This window comes from Bacteroides sp. K03 (genome assembly GCF_019734355.1).
Taxonomy (GTDB): Bacteria; Bacteroidota; Bacteroidia; order Bacteroidales; family Bacteroidaceae; genus Bacteroides; species Bacteroides nordii.
The window spans coordinates 1-15058 of record NZ_JAASHC010000034.1; the positions used below are offsets into that span (position 1 = coordinate 1).

Consider the following 15058-nt stretch of genomic DNA (forward strand, 5'->3'; position numbering starts at 1 on the left):
ACAATATTAAGAAATTTATTCTTATTAACGTTCATAAAGAACTATGTTTTCCATGGCAAAGATAATGGTAGAGGAAAGGGGCGTTTCTCTACGACAAACGAGTCGAAACTCGTAGAGGAACGCTTCGTTTGTCTGCGAGAAAAAAAATATTTATATAACATATTGATGTACAGTGTTTTGTGAGTGAGTCTGATTGTAGCGTTTTTTTTCTTGGTTTTAAGAATTACATTTAGATTTCTCAGTTTATTCGCTGTTTCTTAATATTTACAAATTGCAATGTGCTATTTATATGAATACTCATTCCGAGAACTAATGTTTGCTATAGTCATCCTGGTAGTAACGTTTATCTGTCTCTATGTAGCAGGTAGCATCAATACCAGCCTGAAGCAAATGTTCTGTAATTTCTTTCAGTTTTCTACGCGGAACCCTTCCTATATAATATAGATAATAGTTATAGCCTTGGTCCAATACCTCCATATTGTATGTGAAAGTTCGTTCACGGGCATAATCAAAATTTACTTTCCGCAGGCTATTATAAGGAAAAGTCACGGTTCGTCCGATGCTATGTACTGTGAGGTTATCATTATTGAGCGTCAGATATCCAAAGCGGGTGAGTAGTGCATACAGCAGAAAAGCACTGAGAGTAAGGGAGAGTATTCCCGGAATAATTCCCCATAATATGCCCGATACAATCATCTTACATCCTAATATAGCAAATACAATAAATAAAGAGGTAAAATAAAGGAGATACAAAGACGAACGGCAGTATTTCTTTTCAGGAATGGTTATTCCTGCTTCTCTTTTTCCCGGTTTATAGTTATCGAAGGGTATCCCCTGGGATAACAAATAGTGGATAATGGCTGTTGGATGGCGATATAAAGGAAGATAGATTACTTTCGTTGTACCTTTATTCAAGTGTAAAGTGAGTACTCCGGCACCATATTTGTCTTTTGATATCAGGTTACTTTTACGTGGCATCTGATAATATCGTTTCATAAAACTAAAACTCCCGATATCATGAAGTCCTACACCGTTGCGTTGCAACAGTCTTTCGGCCTGTTTTTGTTCCTTTGATGTCATTTTCATTTTTTTAATTCCGGATAACTGATACGTGTGTGGTAAATCGTTTTCAATTTTTCTTTGAATACAGCTTTTACAGTTGCAATATCCTTGAAAGTGATGGGGCATTCTTTGAAATATCCCTCCTCAATCTGAGAATCGATTATCTTTTCTACCAGGTTACTGATACTTTCTTCTGTGTATTCGGGCAAACTACGTGAGGCTGCTTCTACAGCATCCGCCATCATCAGTATGGCAGTTTCTTTGGAGAAAGGATTAGGGCCCGGATAGGTGAACTTTTCGTCATCAGGTTCTTCACCGGGATGTTCGTTTTTCCAGGATATGTAGAAGAATCTTGTTTTACCTCGTCCGTGATGAGTGCTGATAAAATCTTTTATAACTTTTGGAAGGTTGTATTTCTCTGCCAGTTTAAGGCCATCCGTTACATGATTGATGACGACTTGTGCACTCTGTTCGTAATTCAGATTTTTGTGTGGGTTGATTCCTCCGGATTGATTTTCGGTGAAGAATGCCGGATTTTCCATTTTGCCGATGTCGTGATATAAGGCACCGGTACGTACCAACTGGCTTTTAGCTCCAATGCGGATGGCTGCCTCTGCGGCAAGATTGGCTACTTGCATAGAGTGCTGGAATGTACCGGGCACTGTTTCGGACATTTGGCGGAGCAGGTCATTGTTGATATTTGATAGTTCCACCAGAGTTACATTAGAGGTGAATCCGAATGTTTTTTCCAGGAGGAACAATAATGGATAGGCAAATAATAATAAAATGCCATTAATAATAAAATAGGTATACATTCTTACGTTTAACTTTGCGAGGTCATTTTCTGTTATCAGTTCAAATGCAAAGTAAACGGCTGCATAAGTGAGTATTACCAGGAGAGCAGTTCGGAACAGTTGAGACCTCTGTGAAAGTTCCCGCAAACTGAAGATAGCCACCAGGCCTGCTGCCAGCTGTGTTAATATAAATTCATGAGGAAACCGCAATGCTATTGAACAAATCAGTATCGTAATGACATGCGTCAGAAAAGCGGTTCGGGAATCGAGAAATACCCGTATGATAATGGGGAGCATGGCATATGGCAGGATATACACATTAAATATACTATGCGTCACCATTAGTGCAGTGATTACGCTGTAGAATACAATTAATATGAATAGTAGTGATAAACTGCCTTTTCGTTGATAGTAGTCTTTCCGGAAGAGCTCCAGATAAAGCATAAAGCAAAGAGTGAGAATACTGACAAAGAGTATTTGACCTACCAGTATAAGTTGCTTCTGCCCCAGCGATTCACTCCGTTTAATCGACTCTTTCCGGAGAGACTCTAATATGCTGTATGTTTTCGGACTGACAATTTCACCACGGTCAATGATTTTCTGTCCGCTCACTACCACTCCACTGGTCCATGAGTAGTTGTCCAGAATGTCTTCTTTTACCGTTTGTGTACGTTTCTGGTCATAAGTCAGGTTGGGAGATATATATTCGTTGAGAGCGCATTGGCGTAGGATGTCCCGGCTGTAATGGGCTGTATCGGCAGAAAGCAGATGTTCATATGCTTCCTTTAAGGTATAGAGATTGGCAGTAAGTTGTGATTCAGCCATTTTATCATCTATTTTCATTATGGCTGTTGTGCTGTCTTTATCCAGTTTCTGAGCATCTTCTGTCGAAACAATGCCGGCAGTATAAATATCTTTCAACGTTCGTTCAATATAACGGATATAATCATAGGAAGGTAGAATTCCTTTAAGATGATTCTGATAATTCTCTTTTAATTTGATGAGTGCATCTTTTTCTACATCCTTATTTAATTGATAATAAGGTTGAAAGGAGGCAAGCAGACTGTCTTGTTCTCGTTTTACTACTGCATCATCTTTGTAAATGGGAAAGCCGAATGTAGCTATCAACTGCCCATATCTCCAAGGTTTGTTAGTGTCAAACTGATAGTTGAATTTGTTATCACGGGGTAGGAAGTATACAATAACTGTTACCGTAGCTACAAATATCAGTGCTTTGTATAATAAATCTCTGTAGGAGAAGCTGTTTTTTTTCTTGAGATGATTCATATCCTTTGAATTTTTTGCGAAAAGTACAAAAAAAAACAATCGTGTGGAAAAAAAAGTTTAATTTTGCCACGATTTACCTATACTAACGCAAATTATGGCAGAAAGAAAAGTAAGAGTTCGCTTTGCTCCGAGTCCTACGGGAGCATTGCACATCGGTGGTGTGCGTACAGCTTTGTATAATTATCTCTTTGCTCGTCAGCATGGAGGGGATATGATTTTCCGCATTGAAGATACTGATTCAAACCGTTTTGTACCCGGTGCAGAAGAATATATCCTTGAATCTTTCAAATGGCTTGGAATTCATTTTGATGAAGGAGTGAGTTTTGGAGGAGAGCATGGTCCATACCGCCAATCTGAACGCCGCGAAATATACAAGAAGTATGTAAAAGTACTGCTAGACAATGGCAAGGCCTATATTGCTTTTGATACTCCCGAAGAATTGGATGCTAAGCGTGCTGAAATAGCAAATTTTCAATATGACGCCTCTACACGGGGGATGATGCGTAACTCATTGACTCTTTCAAAAGATGAAGTGGATGCGTTGATTGCTGAAGGCAAACAATACGTGGTCCGTTTTAAAATAGAACCCAATGAGGATGTGCATGTTAATGATCTCATCCGGGGTGAAGTGATTATTAATTCATCTATTCTGGATGATAAAGTACTTTATAAATCGGCCGATGAACTCCCCACTTATCATCTGGCAAACATCGTGGACGACCATTTGATGGAAGTTTCTCATGTGATCCGTGGTGAAGAATGGTTGCCTTCTGCGCCTTTGCACGTATTACTTTACCGTGCTTTCGGCTGGGAAGATACAATGCCTGCATTTGCTCACCTGCCTTTGTTGCTTAAACCTGAAGGTAATGGTAAATTGAGTAAACGTGACGGTGATCGTCTTGGCTTTCCGGTATTCCCGCTCGAATGGCACGACCCAAAGACAGGCGAGGTGTCATCTGGTTATCGTGAAGCCGGTTATTTGCCCGAAGCAGTGATTAATTTCCTTGCTTTGCTGGGATGGAATCCTGGTAATGATCAGGAAGTGATGTCAATGGATGAACTAATCCGGCTTTTTGATTTGCATCGTTGCAGTAAGTCGGGTGCTAAATTTGACTATAAAAAAGGCATCTGGTTCAATCATCAGTATATTCAACAGAAATCCAATGAGGAAATAGCTGAGCTCTTTATTCCTATCTTGAAAGAGCATGGTGTGGAAGCTCCCTTTGAAAAGGTGGTGACTGTGGTAGGTATGATGAAAGACCGTGTAAGTTTTGTGCGTGAGTTATGGGATGTTTGCAGCTTTTTCTTTGTTGCACCTGCAGAATATGACGAAAAGACGGTGAAAAAGCGCTGGAAGGAAGATTCTGCTAAGTGTATGACCGAGTTGGCAGAAGTGTTGGCTGGTATTGATGATTTCAGCATCGAAGGACAAGAGAAAATTGTGATGGACTGGATTGCGGAAAAGGAGTATCATACCGGTAATATTATGAATGCATTCCGTCTGACATTGGTTGGAGAAGGCAAAGGTCCGCATATGTTCGATATTTCCTGGGTATTGGGTAAGGAAGAAACTGTGGCTCGTATGAAACGCGCTGTAGAGGTTCTGAAGTAATACAATACATACGCGATATGCTCTACGATCTGGCAATAGTCATTTACGACATTGTAGTCCATCTGGCCGCCCCATTTAGTCGGAAACCCCGAAAAATGATGAAAGGCCATTGGGTGGTGTATGAACTTCTCCGTCAGCAGGTGGAGAAGGATGCCCGTTATATCTGGTTTCATGCTGCATCTTTGGGTGAGTTTGAACAGGGACGGCCTCTTATTGAAAAAATCAGGGAAAAATATCCGGATTATAAGATACTTCTTACCTTCTTTTCTCCTTCAGGATATGAAGTTCGTAAGAACTACCGGGGAGCGGATATCGTTTGCTACTTACCATTCGATAAACCTCGTAATGTGAAGAAGTTTTTGGATATCGTGAATCCCTGTATGGCATTTTTTATAAAATATGAATTCTGGAAGAACTATCTGGATGAAATGCATAAACGCCGTATTCCGGTATATAGTGTTTCTTCTATTTTTCGCCGGGATCAGATCTTTTTCAAATGGTATGGTGGAACGTATCGTAATGTGCTGAAAGACTTCGATCATCTGTTTGTGCAGAATGAAACTTCGAAACGTTATTTGTCAAAGATAGGTATTACACGTGTGACAGTAGTAGGTGATACTCGTTTTGACCGTGTGTTGCAAATACGTGAAGAGGCTAAAGATCTGCCATTGGTCAAGATGTTTAAGGGGCAGTCTTTGACTTTTGTCGCCGGAAGTTCCTGGGGGCCTGACGAGGATCTGTTTTTGGAATATTTCAATAGCCATCCGGAAATGAAGCTTATTATTGCTCCACACGTTATTGATGAAAATCATTTGGTAGAAATTATCAGTAAGTTGAAACGTCCGTATGTACGTTATACTCGTGCCGACGAAAAGAATGTGTTGAAAGCGGACTGCCTGTTAATCGACTGCTATGGATTGTTGTCGTCTATTTATCGTTATGGAGAGATTGCCTATATTGGAGGTGGTTTTGGAGTAGGTATCCATAATACACTGGAAGCAGCTGTTTATGGTATTCCTGTAGTGTTTGGCCCTAAATATCAGAAGTTTATGGAGGCTGTGCAATTATTGGAAGCAAAGGGAGCTTACTCTATCAAGAATTATGAAGAGTTGCAAAGTCTGTTGGACAAGATGCTTTCCGACGAGGTTTTCCTACGCGAAACCGGAGCCAATGCCGGATATTACGTTACAAGTAATGCCGGGGCAACCGATCGGATACTACATATGATTAACTTTTAGGTAAGAGTCTGCTTAAATTTTGCTCAAAACAAACTGGATAAAAACTTTTATGAGGAAAATTTAAACAGGTTCTAAGTTAGTATATATAAAAAAATGAGAGATAACTTTTTCCGGGTTATCTCTCACTTTTTTTATTCTTTTTCCTTATACCAGGAAGAGTACATCAGATAGTTGTGAGCTATTTTTTGATTCAGCTCTTTTGCTTGCTCCGGATCTACCTTTTTTATAAACTTAGCAGGTACACCTCCCCATATACTCCCAGGTTCAATAATGGTATTGCTTAGTACTAATGAACCTGCTGCTACAATGGCACCTTCACCAATTACAGCGTGATCGAGTAGGGTAGAGCCCATTCCTATCAAGGCATAGTCCTTTACAGTAGCTCCGTGAATAGTTACATTATGGCCTACTGAAACGTGATCGCCTATTTCGATGGTCGATTTTTCATATAAGGTATGTAATACACTTCCATCCTGTATGTTCACTCCATTACCTATACGGATAGAATTTACATCACCGCGCAACACGGTGCTGAACCATATACTACAGTCACATCCCATTTTTACGTCGCCGATGATCACAGCATTATCAGCGAGAAAGCAGTTCTCGCCTATTTCAGGGGTAAATCCTCTAACTGATTTTATTAAAGCCATATTTCTCTATAATTATTAAATTGCTGCTGTTGCTTCCTGCAACCATTTCTTTTCTTCTTCGTTTAAATCGGGTGATAGTTTTTCGTACACCTTTTGATGATATGCATTCAACCATGACACCTCCTCGGCGGTTAGCATCTCTTTGATGATTCCCTTCTTGCAAATAGGGCAGAGGGTGATTGTTTCAAATTCCAGATAATCGCCAAACATTCCTTCGTCTGCCTTGCGTACCAGTGTCAGATTTTCTGTGCGGATACCATGACTTCCGGCTTTGTATACTCCTGGTTCGTTGGATGTCACCATGCCAGGCTGGAGAATGACAGGGTTTTCATTCATGCGAATACTTTGCGGACCTTCGTGTACGCTGAGGAAGTGGCCTACACCATGGCCGGTACCGTGCAGAAAGTTCATTTTATGTTGCCATATCGGCATTCGTGCCAAAACATCCAGTTGGGCTCCGCGCGTTCCTGTAGGAAACTTAGCCATAGCAAGTGCTATATGACCTTTGAGTATCAATGTATAGTCAGTCTTTTCTTCCTCAGTTAACTCACCTAAAGCAATGGTACGGGTAATATCCGTTGTGCCGTCCAGATACTGCGCGCCCGAATCCAAAAGTAAAAAGCCTTTCGGAAGTAAGGTCGCATCTGTCTCCGGTGTTGCCGAATAATGTACGATTGCTCCGTGTTCTTTGTATCCGGCGATAGTATCAAAACTTTCACCCATATAAAGTGCTTGAGCAGCACGGCATTCATGTAACTTTTTGTCTATGCTGAGTTCTGTTTCCAGTCCTGAAGGCACTACTTCTTCCAGCCATTTAAGAAAACGTACCAATGCTACTCCATCTCGTTGCATTGCAGCATGAACCCCGGCAATTTCCTGTTCGTTGCGGACTGCTTTTAGTAATGTTACGGGTGACTCGGCATAAACGATATTACAAGCCGGATTTACTGCCGAATAGATGGCATAGTTTGTTTTGGACGGATTAAGTAGCAGGTTTTTTATATTAAGTTTTCTCAGATAATTCTCGACTTCATTGTAAGGTTGTATACTTACCTGTTGTTCTTTCAGGTAATTTTCTACCTCTTTGGTTATTTTCTCCGGTGAGATGAAATAAGTAATATTGTTTTGTGTAATCAATAAATAACTTATGATTACCGGGTTACAATGTACATCGCTTCCTCTGAGGTTTAGTGTCCAGGCTATTTCGTCTAGACTTGAAAGAAATAGTCCATCTGTTCCTTGTTTTTTTAAATTAGTCCGGATTGCTTCAATTTTTTCCTGACAACTTTTTCCTGCATATTTGAGTCTGTATATGAAAGCTGGTGTACTGGGCATGTCCGGGCGTTCTTTCCATATTTCTCCTGGTAAATCACCACAAGTTTCTAAATGGATATTCTCTACCTCAAATTTTCTTCTCATTTGTTCTACCTGTTCCACTGAGAACATTTTGCCATCGATACCTATAGTTTCTCCGGGTTTAATATTCTGGCATAAAAAGTCTGTAATTGTGGGTGTTTCCGGCAACATCTCTTTGTATAAAGTGATGTCTGTACCCTCCAATTGCTGTGTAGCCTGCAAAAAATATCGGGAGTCTGTCCACAGTCCGGCTTTATCTTCCAGTATAACTACTGTTCCGGCTGAGCCGGTGAAACCGGAAATCCATTCCCGTATTTTCCAGTGTGGAGCTACATATTCACTGAGATGCGGATCGGTACTTGGAATAATGAAGGCACTGATTGATTTACTTTTGAGTATCAACCGCAGTGCTTGTATGCGTTCGTTAATCGTTTGCTTCATATAAATATAGGTATTATAAGTTTCCTCCAAAGGTAGTATTTTTCTTCGGAAATAGCTTGTAAGGAGATGCATATGCACTGATTTTGAGAAATAATTGCCGAAAGTTTTGTGAATAAAGAAAGTATGTGTAATTTTGCGGCGCAATTTAACTGCGGAAATTTTAAACCATAACATATTTAATAGTAATAAAATGATTGTAGTACCTGTAAAAGAAGGCGAAAACATTGAAAAAGCGCTGAAGAAGTTTAAGAGAAAATTTGAAAAAACCGGTATCGTTAAAGAATTAAGAAGCAGACAGCAGTTTGATAAACCATCTGTAACTAAAAGACTTAAGAAAGAGCGTGCCGTTTACGTTCAGCAACTTCAGCAAGTAGAAGATTAATAATTCGTAATTTCCTTTGAATTATTGATTTCTTTTCATACATTCGTTGCAAAATTATAGATGTAGCGATGGTATGTTGACAGACTCTTTTCTTGATTATCTCCGGTATGAGCGGAATTATTCTGAAAAAACCGTTTTAGCTTACGGTGAAGATATTTCTCAACTAAAGGAGTTCGCTCAGGATGAGATTGGAGAGTTTAATCCAGTAGAAGTAAAACCTGAACTTATTCGTGAATGGATTGTTTTGTTGATGGATAAGGGGTATACTTCGACTTCTGTAAATCGTAAACTAAGTTCGCTCCGGTCGTTTTATAAGTTTCTTTTAAAGCGAGGTGAGGTAACGGTGGATCCATTACGAAAAATAACAGGTCCAAAAAATAAAAAGCCTCTTCCTTCTTTTTTGAAAGAGAATGAAATGAACAAGTTGTTGGATGAAACGGATTTTGGCGAAGGATTTAAAGGATGTCGGGATCATTTGATTATTGAAATGTTTTATGCTACTGGTATGAGGCTTTCAGAATTGATTGGTCTTGATGATGTGGATGTGGATTTTTCAGCTTCTCTTTTGAAAGTGACGGGAAAGAGGAATAAACAACGCTTGATTCCTTTTGGTGAAGAACTGAAGGAAGAAATGCGTAAATATGTTGATATGCGAAACGGGCAGATTCAAAAAATGTCTGATGCTTTTTTTGTAAAAGAGAATGGCGAACGACTTTATAAAAATCTGGTCTATAATTTAGTGAAACGGAACCTGTCAAAGGTGGTGACGCTTAAAAAGAGAAGTCCTCATGTGTTAAGGCATACTTTTGCAACAACGATGCTGAATAATGAAGCGGAGTTGGGTGCAGTTAAAGAACTTCTTGGTCATAGTAGTTTGGCTACTACTGAAATTTATACGCACACTACTTTTGAAGAACTTAAAAAAGTGTATAAACAAGCCCATCCACGGGCTTAAAAAAGGAGGTAAGTATGGAAATTAGAATTCAATCGATTCACTTTGATGCAACAGAACAATTGCAGGCTTTCATTCAGAAGAAAGTGTCTAAGTTGGAGAAATATTACGAAGATATAAAGAAAGTAGAGGTGTCATTAAAGGTAGTAAAACCAGAAACGGCAGAAAATAAGGAAGCCGGAGTAAAAGTGCTTGTTCCAAATGGGGAGTTTTATGCGAGTAAAATTTGCGACACATTTGAAGAGGCTATTGATGTGAGTGTGGAAGCTCTCGGAAAACAACTGGTTAAATACAAGGAAAAACAACGTAGTAAATAAAAAGTTCGCAAAAGTTTTGCGGGAAAGAAATAAATAACTAAATTTGCAGCCGTTTCGCTCGCGTTAGAACGTGACGGTTGCATTTTTTGAGTAGTTGCCTCTTTAGCTCAGTTGGCCAGAGCACGTGATTTGTAATCTCGGGGTCGTTGGTTCGAATCCGACAAGAGGCTCGAAAAAGTTGAAGGTTGAGAGTTTAAAATTGAAAGTTTTGAATAGCTTTTATTGATAAACGATGAAATTGGAGACTTTGTTCAATTATAGAAAAATGTTGATGTTGGGTTTAATAAGTATATTGTAATTTTTAACTCTCAACTTTCAACTAATTAAGGGCAAATACCAGAGTGGCCAAATGGGGCAGACTGTAAATCTGCTGTCTTTCGACTTCGGTGGTTCGAATCCATCTTTGCCCACAAACAAGAAGACAGAGTGTAAACTTTGGCAGATGCGGAAGTAGCTCAGTTGATAGAGCATTAGCCTTCCAAGCTGAGGGTCGCGGGTTTGAGCCCCGTCTTCCGCTCTCTTTTTTCTTGCTGTTATAGCTCAGTGGTAGAGCACTTCCTTGGTAAGGAAGAGGTCCCGGGTTCAAATCCCGGTAACAGCTCAGTAGGATGTAAATGCTGATTATTAATCAAATAAATAACAAGTAAAGCTATGGCTAAAGAGAAATTCAATCGTGACAAACCGCACGTAAACATTGGTACAATCGGTCACGTAGACCACGGTAAGACAACCTTGACTGCTGCTATCACTACAGTGTTGGCAAAGAAAGGTCTTTCAGAATTGCGTTCTTTCGATTCAATCGATAATGCTCCTGAAGAAAAAGAAAGAGGTATTACAATTAATACTTCACACGTAGAATATTCTACTGCAAACCGTCACTATGCACACGTAGACTGTCCGGGTCACGCCGACTACGTTAAGAACATGGTAACTGGTGCTGCTCAGATGGATGGTGCTATCATCGTAGTTGCTGCTACTGATGGTCCGATGCCTCAGACTCGCGAGCACATCCTTTTGGCTCGTCAGGTAAACGTTCCGAAGTTGGTTGTATTCATGAATAAGTGTGACATGGTTGATGATGAAGAAATGTTGGAACTTGTTGAAATGGAAATGAGAGAACTTCTTTCATTCTATGATTTCGACGGTGACAATACTCCTATCATCCGTGGTTCTGCTTTGGGTGCATTGAACGGTGTAGAAAAATGGGAAGACAAAGTGATGGAGTTGATGGATGCTGTTGATAACTGGATTCCACTGCCTCCGCGTGATGTTGATAAACCTTTCTTGATGCCGGTAGAAGACGTGTTCTCTATCACTGGTCGTGGTACTGTTGCAACAGGTCGTATCGAAACTGGTATTATTCACGTAGGTGATGAAGTTGAAATCCTTGGTTTGGGTGAAGATAAGAAATCTGTTGTAACTGGTGTTGAAATGTTCCGCAAATTGCTGGATCAGGGTGAAGCTGGTGATAACGTAGGTCTGTTGCTTCGTGGTGTTGATAAGAACGAAATCAAACGTGGTATGGTTCTTTGTAAACCAGGTCAGATCAAACCTCACTCTAGATTCAAAGCAGAGGTTTATATCCTGAAGAAAGAAGAAGGTGGACGTCACACTCCATTCCACAACAAATATCGTCCTCAGTTCTATCTGCGTACTATGGACTGTACAGGTGAGATCACTCTTCCGGAAGGAACTGAAATGGTAATGCCGGGTGATAACGTAACTATCACTGTAGAATTGATCTATCCGGTAGCATTGAATCCGGGTCTTCGTTTCGCTATCCGCGAAGGTGGACGTACGGTAGGTGCTGGTCAGATTACTGAAATTCTTGACTAATATTAAATAAACTTGATCAGTTCTCGGTGTAAATCGGGAACTGATTATGTACAAACGGGAGTAGCTCAGTTGGTAGAGCACCGGTCTCCAAAACCGGGTGTCGGGAGTTCGAGCCTCTCCTCCCGTGCTAATTTTTATAAGATGAAAAAAGTAGTAGCTTATATTAAAGAATCTTACGACGAACTTGTACATAAAGTATCGTGGCCTACGTATTCTGAACTGTCCAGTAATGCAGTTGCTGTTTTATATGCTTCCCTGATAATTGCAGTGCTGGTATTCTTGATGGATCTTTGTTTCCAAAATTTCATGGAGAAAATAATTTATCCACATTAAACAAAAGGAATGGCGATGTCTGAGATTGAAAAGAAATGGTATGTTTTGCGTGCCATTAGTGGAAAAGAAGCTAAGGTTAAAGAGTATCTTGAAGCTGATATTAAAAACAGCGACCTAGGCGAATATGTGTCTCAGGTATTGATTCCTACCGAAAAAGTATATCAGGTTCGCAATGGTAAAAAAATTGTGAAGGAAAGAAGTTATCTTCCTGGTTACGTTTTGGTGGAGGCTGCTCTGGTAGGTGAGGTGTCTCATCACTTGAGAAATACTCCTAATGTGATAGGTTTTTTGGGCGGCTCTGAAAAGCCGGTACCCCTTAGACAATCGGAAGTGAATCGTATACTTGGTACAGTGGATGAACTGCAGGAGACGGGAGAAGAGTTAAATATCCCATATGTTGTAGGTGAAACTGTAAAGGTTACTTTTGGCCCTTTCAGCGGATTCAGTGGTATCATTGAAGAGGTGAATAGTGAAAAAAAGAAACTAAAGGTCATGGTAAAGATATTCGGGCGCAAAACGCCGCTTGAATTGGGCTTTATGCAAGTGGAAAAGGAATAGTGCAGGTGTTACGCTGTAGTATTCTTCATTAATGTTTATATATAAATCAATTAAAAAATGGCTAAAGAAGTTGCTGGACTAATCAAATTACAGATTAAAGGAGGCGCTGCAAATCCATCACCTCCCGTTGGACCTGCATTGGGTTCTAAGGGAATCAATATCATGGAGTTTTGCAAGCAATTCAATGCCAGAACCCAGGACAAAGCAGGTAAAATTCTGCCTGTTATTATTACTTACTACGCAGATAAGTCTTTCGATTTTGTAATCAAGACTCCTCCCGTTGCTATTCAATTGCTTGAAGTAGCTAAGGTAAAGAGTGGTTCTGCTGAGCCTAACCGTAAGAAAGTTGCCGAGTTGACTTGGGAACAGGTTCGTACGATTGCTCAGGACAAAATGGTTGACTTGAACTGTTTTACTGTGGAAGCTGCCATGAAAATGGTTGCAGGTACAGCTAGAAGTATGGGTATCGCTGTAAAAGGGGAGTTCCCGGTTAATAATTAATAAACTTCAATTGTAATGGGTAAACTGACAAAAAATCAAAAGTTAGCTGCAGGAAAAATTGAAGCAGGGAAAGCATACTCACTGAAAGAGGCTGCATCTTTGGTAAAGGAAATTACTTTTACTAAGTTTGATGCTTCATTAGATATTGATGTACGTTTAGGTGTTGATCCACGTAAGGCTAACCAGATGGTGAGAGGTGTCGTTTCACTTCCTCATGGTACTGGTAAAGAAGTTCGTGTGTTGGTACTGTGTACACCGGATGCTGAAGCTGCTGCAAAAGAAGCGGGTGCTGACTATGTTGGTCTGGATGAATATATCGAAAAGATCAAAGGTGGGTGGACTGATATTGATGTAATTATCACTATGCCATCTATCATGGGTAAAATTGGTGCACTCGGTCGTGTGCTCGGTCCTCGCGGATTGATGCCTAACCCGAAGAGTGGTACTGTAACTATGGATGTTGCTAAAGCTGTAAAAGAAGTAAAACAAGGTAAGATTGACTTCAAAGTTGATAAGAGCGGTATTGTTCATACTTCAATTGGTAAAGTTTCATTCGATGCAGAAAAAATTCGCGATAACGCAAAAGAATTTATTGCTACATTGAATAAATTGAAACCGACAGCAGCCAAGGGTACATATATTAAGAGTATTTATCTTTCTAGCACGATGAGTGCGGGTATCAAAATCGACCCGAAGTCGGTAGAGGAAATCTAATAAAACGGAGGAATAATGAGAAAGGAAGATAAAAATACGATTATTGCGCATATCGCTGATACAGTAAAGGAATATGGTCACTTCTACCTGGTAGATGTAACAGCTATGAACGCTGCTGCTACAAGTGCCTTGAGAAGAGCTTGTTTCAAAGCTGACATCAAATTGATGGTGGTTAAGAATACACTGCTTCACAAAGCGCTTGAATCTTTAGAAGAAGATTTTTCTCCTCTTTACAATTCTTTGACTGGCACTACTGCTGTTATGTTTAGTAACGTTGCTAATGCACCGGCTAAATTGATCAAAGATAAAGCTAAAGATGGAATTCCCGGACTGAAAGCTGCTTATGCAGAAGAAAGCTTCTATGTTGGTGCTGACCAGTTGGATGCTCTCGTAGCTATTAAGAGTAAAAATGAAGTTATTGCTGACGTTATTGCCCTGTTGCAATCTCCGGCCAAGAATGTTATTTCTGCTCTTCAATCAGGTGGTAACACCCTTCACGGAGTTCTCAAAACTCTTGGTGAACGTACCGAAGCGTAAGTTTCAAAAAAGGGTCACTGACTGTGAAGGAAGTAAAGACCCGAATAATTTTTATAATCAACAAAGTAATTAAACAATTAAAATCATACAAAAAATGGCAGATTTGAAAGCTTTTGCAGAACAATTAGTTAACTTGACAGTAAAAGAAGTTAATGAACTTGCAACTATCCTTAAAGAAGAATACGGTATTGAACCTGCTGCTGCAGCTGTTGCTGTTGCTGCTGGTCCTGCAGCTGGTGCTGCTGCTGCAGAAGAAAAAACTTCTTTCGACGTAGTATTGAAAAGCGCTGGTGCAGCTAAACTTCAGGTTGTAAAGGCCGTTAAGGAAGCTTGTGGTCTTGGTTTGAAAGAAGCTAAGGACATGGTAGACGGTGCTCCTAGCGTAGTAAAAGAAGGTTTGGCTAAAGACGAAGCAGAATCATTGAAGAAAACATTGGAAGAAGCTGGAGCTGAAGTTGAACTTAAATAACATTAGCCTGGAAATC

Annotated in this window: 16 protein-coding genes and 5 tRNA genes; 17 read left to right on the forward strand and 4 right to left on the reverse strand. The window is 40.0% G+C overall.

Annotation, left to right across the window (positions count from 1 at the left end):
* Positions 1 to 309: 309 nt before the first annotated feature.
* Both HCG69_RS17555 and HCG69_RS17560 read right to left on the reverse strand, forming a co-directional pair.
* Positions 310 to 1086: a hypothetical protein gene (locus HCG69_RS17555; RefSeq protein ID WP_221651122.1), complete on the reverse strand. Its 777-nt coding sequence runs from the start codon at positions 1084 to 1086 to the stop codon at positions 310 to 312.
* On the reverse strand, positions 1083 to 3143 hold the full coding sequence (locus HCG69_RS17560; RefSeq protein WP_002558095.1) for an HD family phosphohydrolase: 2061 nt from the start codon (positions 3141 to 3143) through the stop codon (positions 1083 to 1085). Before HCG69_RS17560 ends, HCG69_RS17555 begins: the two co-directional genes overlap by 4 nt.
* Before the next feature lie 94 nt (positions 3144 to 3237).
* On the opposite strand from HCG69_RS17560, the gene gltX reads away from it, so the two are divergent.
* Both gltX and HCG69_RS17570 read left to right on the forward strand, forming a co-directional pair.
* Positions 3238 to 4755 (forward strand): glutamate--tRNA ligase, encoded by a 1518-nt coding sequence (gene gltX, locus HCG69_RS17565; protein WP_002558094.1) that lies wholly within the window; start codon positions 3238 to 3240, stop codon positions 4753 to 4755.
* 17 nt (positions 4756 to 4772) lie between these two features.
* Positions 4773 to 5993, forward strand: a complete 1221-nt coding sequence (locus HCG69_RS17570; RefSeq protein WP_002558093.1) for a 3-deoxy-D-manno-octulosonic acid transferase — start codon at positions 4773 to 4775, stop codon at positions 5991 to 5993.
* A gap of 131 nt (positions 5994 to 6124) precedes the next feature.
* Here HCG69_RS17570 and HCG69_RS17575 read toward each other — a convergent pair whose 3' ends face one another.
* Both HCG69_RS17575 and HCG69_RS17580 read right to left on the reverse strand, forming a co-directional pair.
* Entirely contained in the window at positions 6125 to 6646 is a 522-nt protein-coding gene (locus tag HCG69_RS17575; RefSeq protein WP_221651123.1) for a gamma carbonic anhydrase family protein, read from the reverse strand.
* A 15-nt stretch (positions 6647 to 6661) separates the two neighbouring features.
* Positions 6662 to 8443 carry an aminopeptidase P family protein gene (locus tag HCG69_RS17580; RefSeq protein ID WP_221651124.1) on the reverse strand — a complete coding sequence of 594 codons (1782 nt, stop codon included), beginning with the start codon at positions 8441 to 8443 and terminating at the stop codon, positions 6662 to 6664.
* Positions 8444 to 8633: 190 nt separating this feature from the next.
* On the opposite strand from HCG69_RS17580, the gene rpsU reads away from it, so the two are divergent.
* The 15 genes from rpsU (at position 8634) to rplL (ending at position 15042) form a co-directional block, all read left to right on the forward strand.
* Positions 8634 to 8825 (forward strand): 30S ribosomal protein S21, encoded by a 192-nt coding sequence (gene rpsU, locus HCG69_RS17585; protein WP_002558090.1) that lies wholly within the window; start codon positions 8634 to 8636, stop codon positions 8823 to 8825.
* 73 nt (positions 8826 to 8898) lie between these two features.
* A complete protein-coding gene (gene xerC / locus HCG69_RS17590; protein ID WP_221651125.1) occupies positions 8899 to 9780 on the forward strand; it encodes a tyrosine recombinase XerC in 882 nt (293 codons plus the stop codon).
* 14 nt (positions 9781 to 9794) lie between these two features.
* The gene (gene hpf, locus HCG69_RS17595) at positions 9795 to 10094 is read left to right on the forward strand and encodes a ribosome hibernation-promoting factor, HPF/YfiA family (protein ID WP_002558088.1); all 300 of its coding nucleotides are present in this window, start codon (positions 9795 to 9797) and stop codon (positions 10092 to 10094) included.
* Between the two features lie 96 nt (positions 10095 to 10190).
* Positions 10191 to 10264 (forward strand) — tRNA-Thr (locus HCG69_RS17600).
* Between the two features lie 157 nt (positions 10265 to 10421).
* A tRNA-Tyr gene (locus tag HCG69_RS17605) sits at positions 10422 to 10504 on the forward strand.
* Between the two features lie 34 nt (positions 10505 to 10538).
* Positions 10539 to 10611: transfer RNA gene (locus tag HCG69_RS17610), tRNA-Gly, on the forward strand.
* A gap of 12 nt (positions 10612 to 10623) precedes the next feature.
* Positions 10624 to 10695 (forward strand) — tRNA-Thr (locus HCG69_RS17615).
* 50 nt (positions 10696 to 10745) lie between these two features.
* A complete protein-coding gene (gene tuf / locus HCG69_RS17620; protein WP_002558087.1) occupies positions 10746 to 11930 on the forward strand; it encodes an elongation factor Tu in 1185 nt (394 codons plus the stop codon).
* Between the two features lie 54 nt (positions 11931 to 11984).
* A tRNA-Trp gene (locus tag HCG69_RS17625) sits at positions 11985 to 12057 on the forward strand.
* Between the two features lie 14 nt (positions 12058 to 12071).
* Positions 12072 to 12263: a preprotein translocase subunit SecE gene (gene secE, locus HCG69_RS17630; protein ID WP_044094928.1), complete on the forward strand. Its 192-nt coding sequence runs from the start codon at positions 12072 to 12074 to the stop codon at positions 12261 to 12263.
* A 15-nt stretch (positions 12264 to 12278) separates the two neighbouring features.
* A complete protein-coding gene (gene nusG, locus HCG69_RS17635) occupies positions 12279 to 12821 on the forward strand; it encodes a transcription termination/antitermination protein NusG (RefSeq protein WP_002558086.1) in 543 nt (180 codons plus the stop codon).
* Positions 12822 to 12878: 57 nt separating this feature from the next.
* Positions 12879 to 13322 carry a 50S ribosomal protein L11 gene (rplK, locus tag HCG69_RS17640; RefSeq protein ID WP_002558085.1) on the forward strand — a complete coding sequence of 148 codons (444 nt, stop codon included), beginning with the start codon at positions 12879 to 12881 and terminating at the stop codon, positions 13320 to 13322.
* Positions 13323 to 13337: 15 nt separating this feature from the next.
* Positions 13338 to 14036: a 50S ribosomal protein L1 gene (rplA, locus tag HCG69_RS17645; RefSeq protein ID WP_221651126.1), complete on the forward strand. Its 699-nt coding sequence runs from the start codon at positions 13338 to 13340 to the stop codon at positions 14034 to 14036.
* A 15-nt stretch (positions 14037 to 14051) separates the two neighbouring features.
* A complete protein-coding gene (rplJ, locus tag HCG69_RS17650) occupies positions 14052 to 14573 on the forward strand; it encodes a 50S ribosomal protein L10 (protein ID WP_221651127.1) in 522 nt (173 codons plus the stop codon).
* A gap of 94 nt (positions 14574 to 14667) precedes the next feature.
* A complete protein-coding gene (gene rplL, locus HCG69_RS17655) occupies positions 14668 to 15042 on the forward strand; it encodes a 50S ribosomal protein L7/L12 (RefSeq protein ID WP_005928990.1) in 375 nt (124 codons plus the stop codon).
* Positions 15043 to 15058 lie beyond the last annotated feature (16 nt).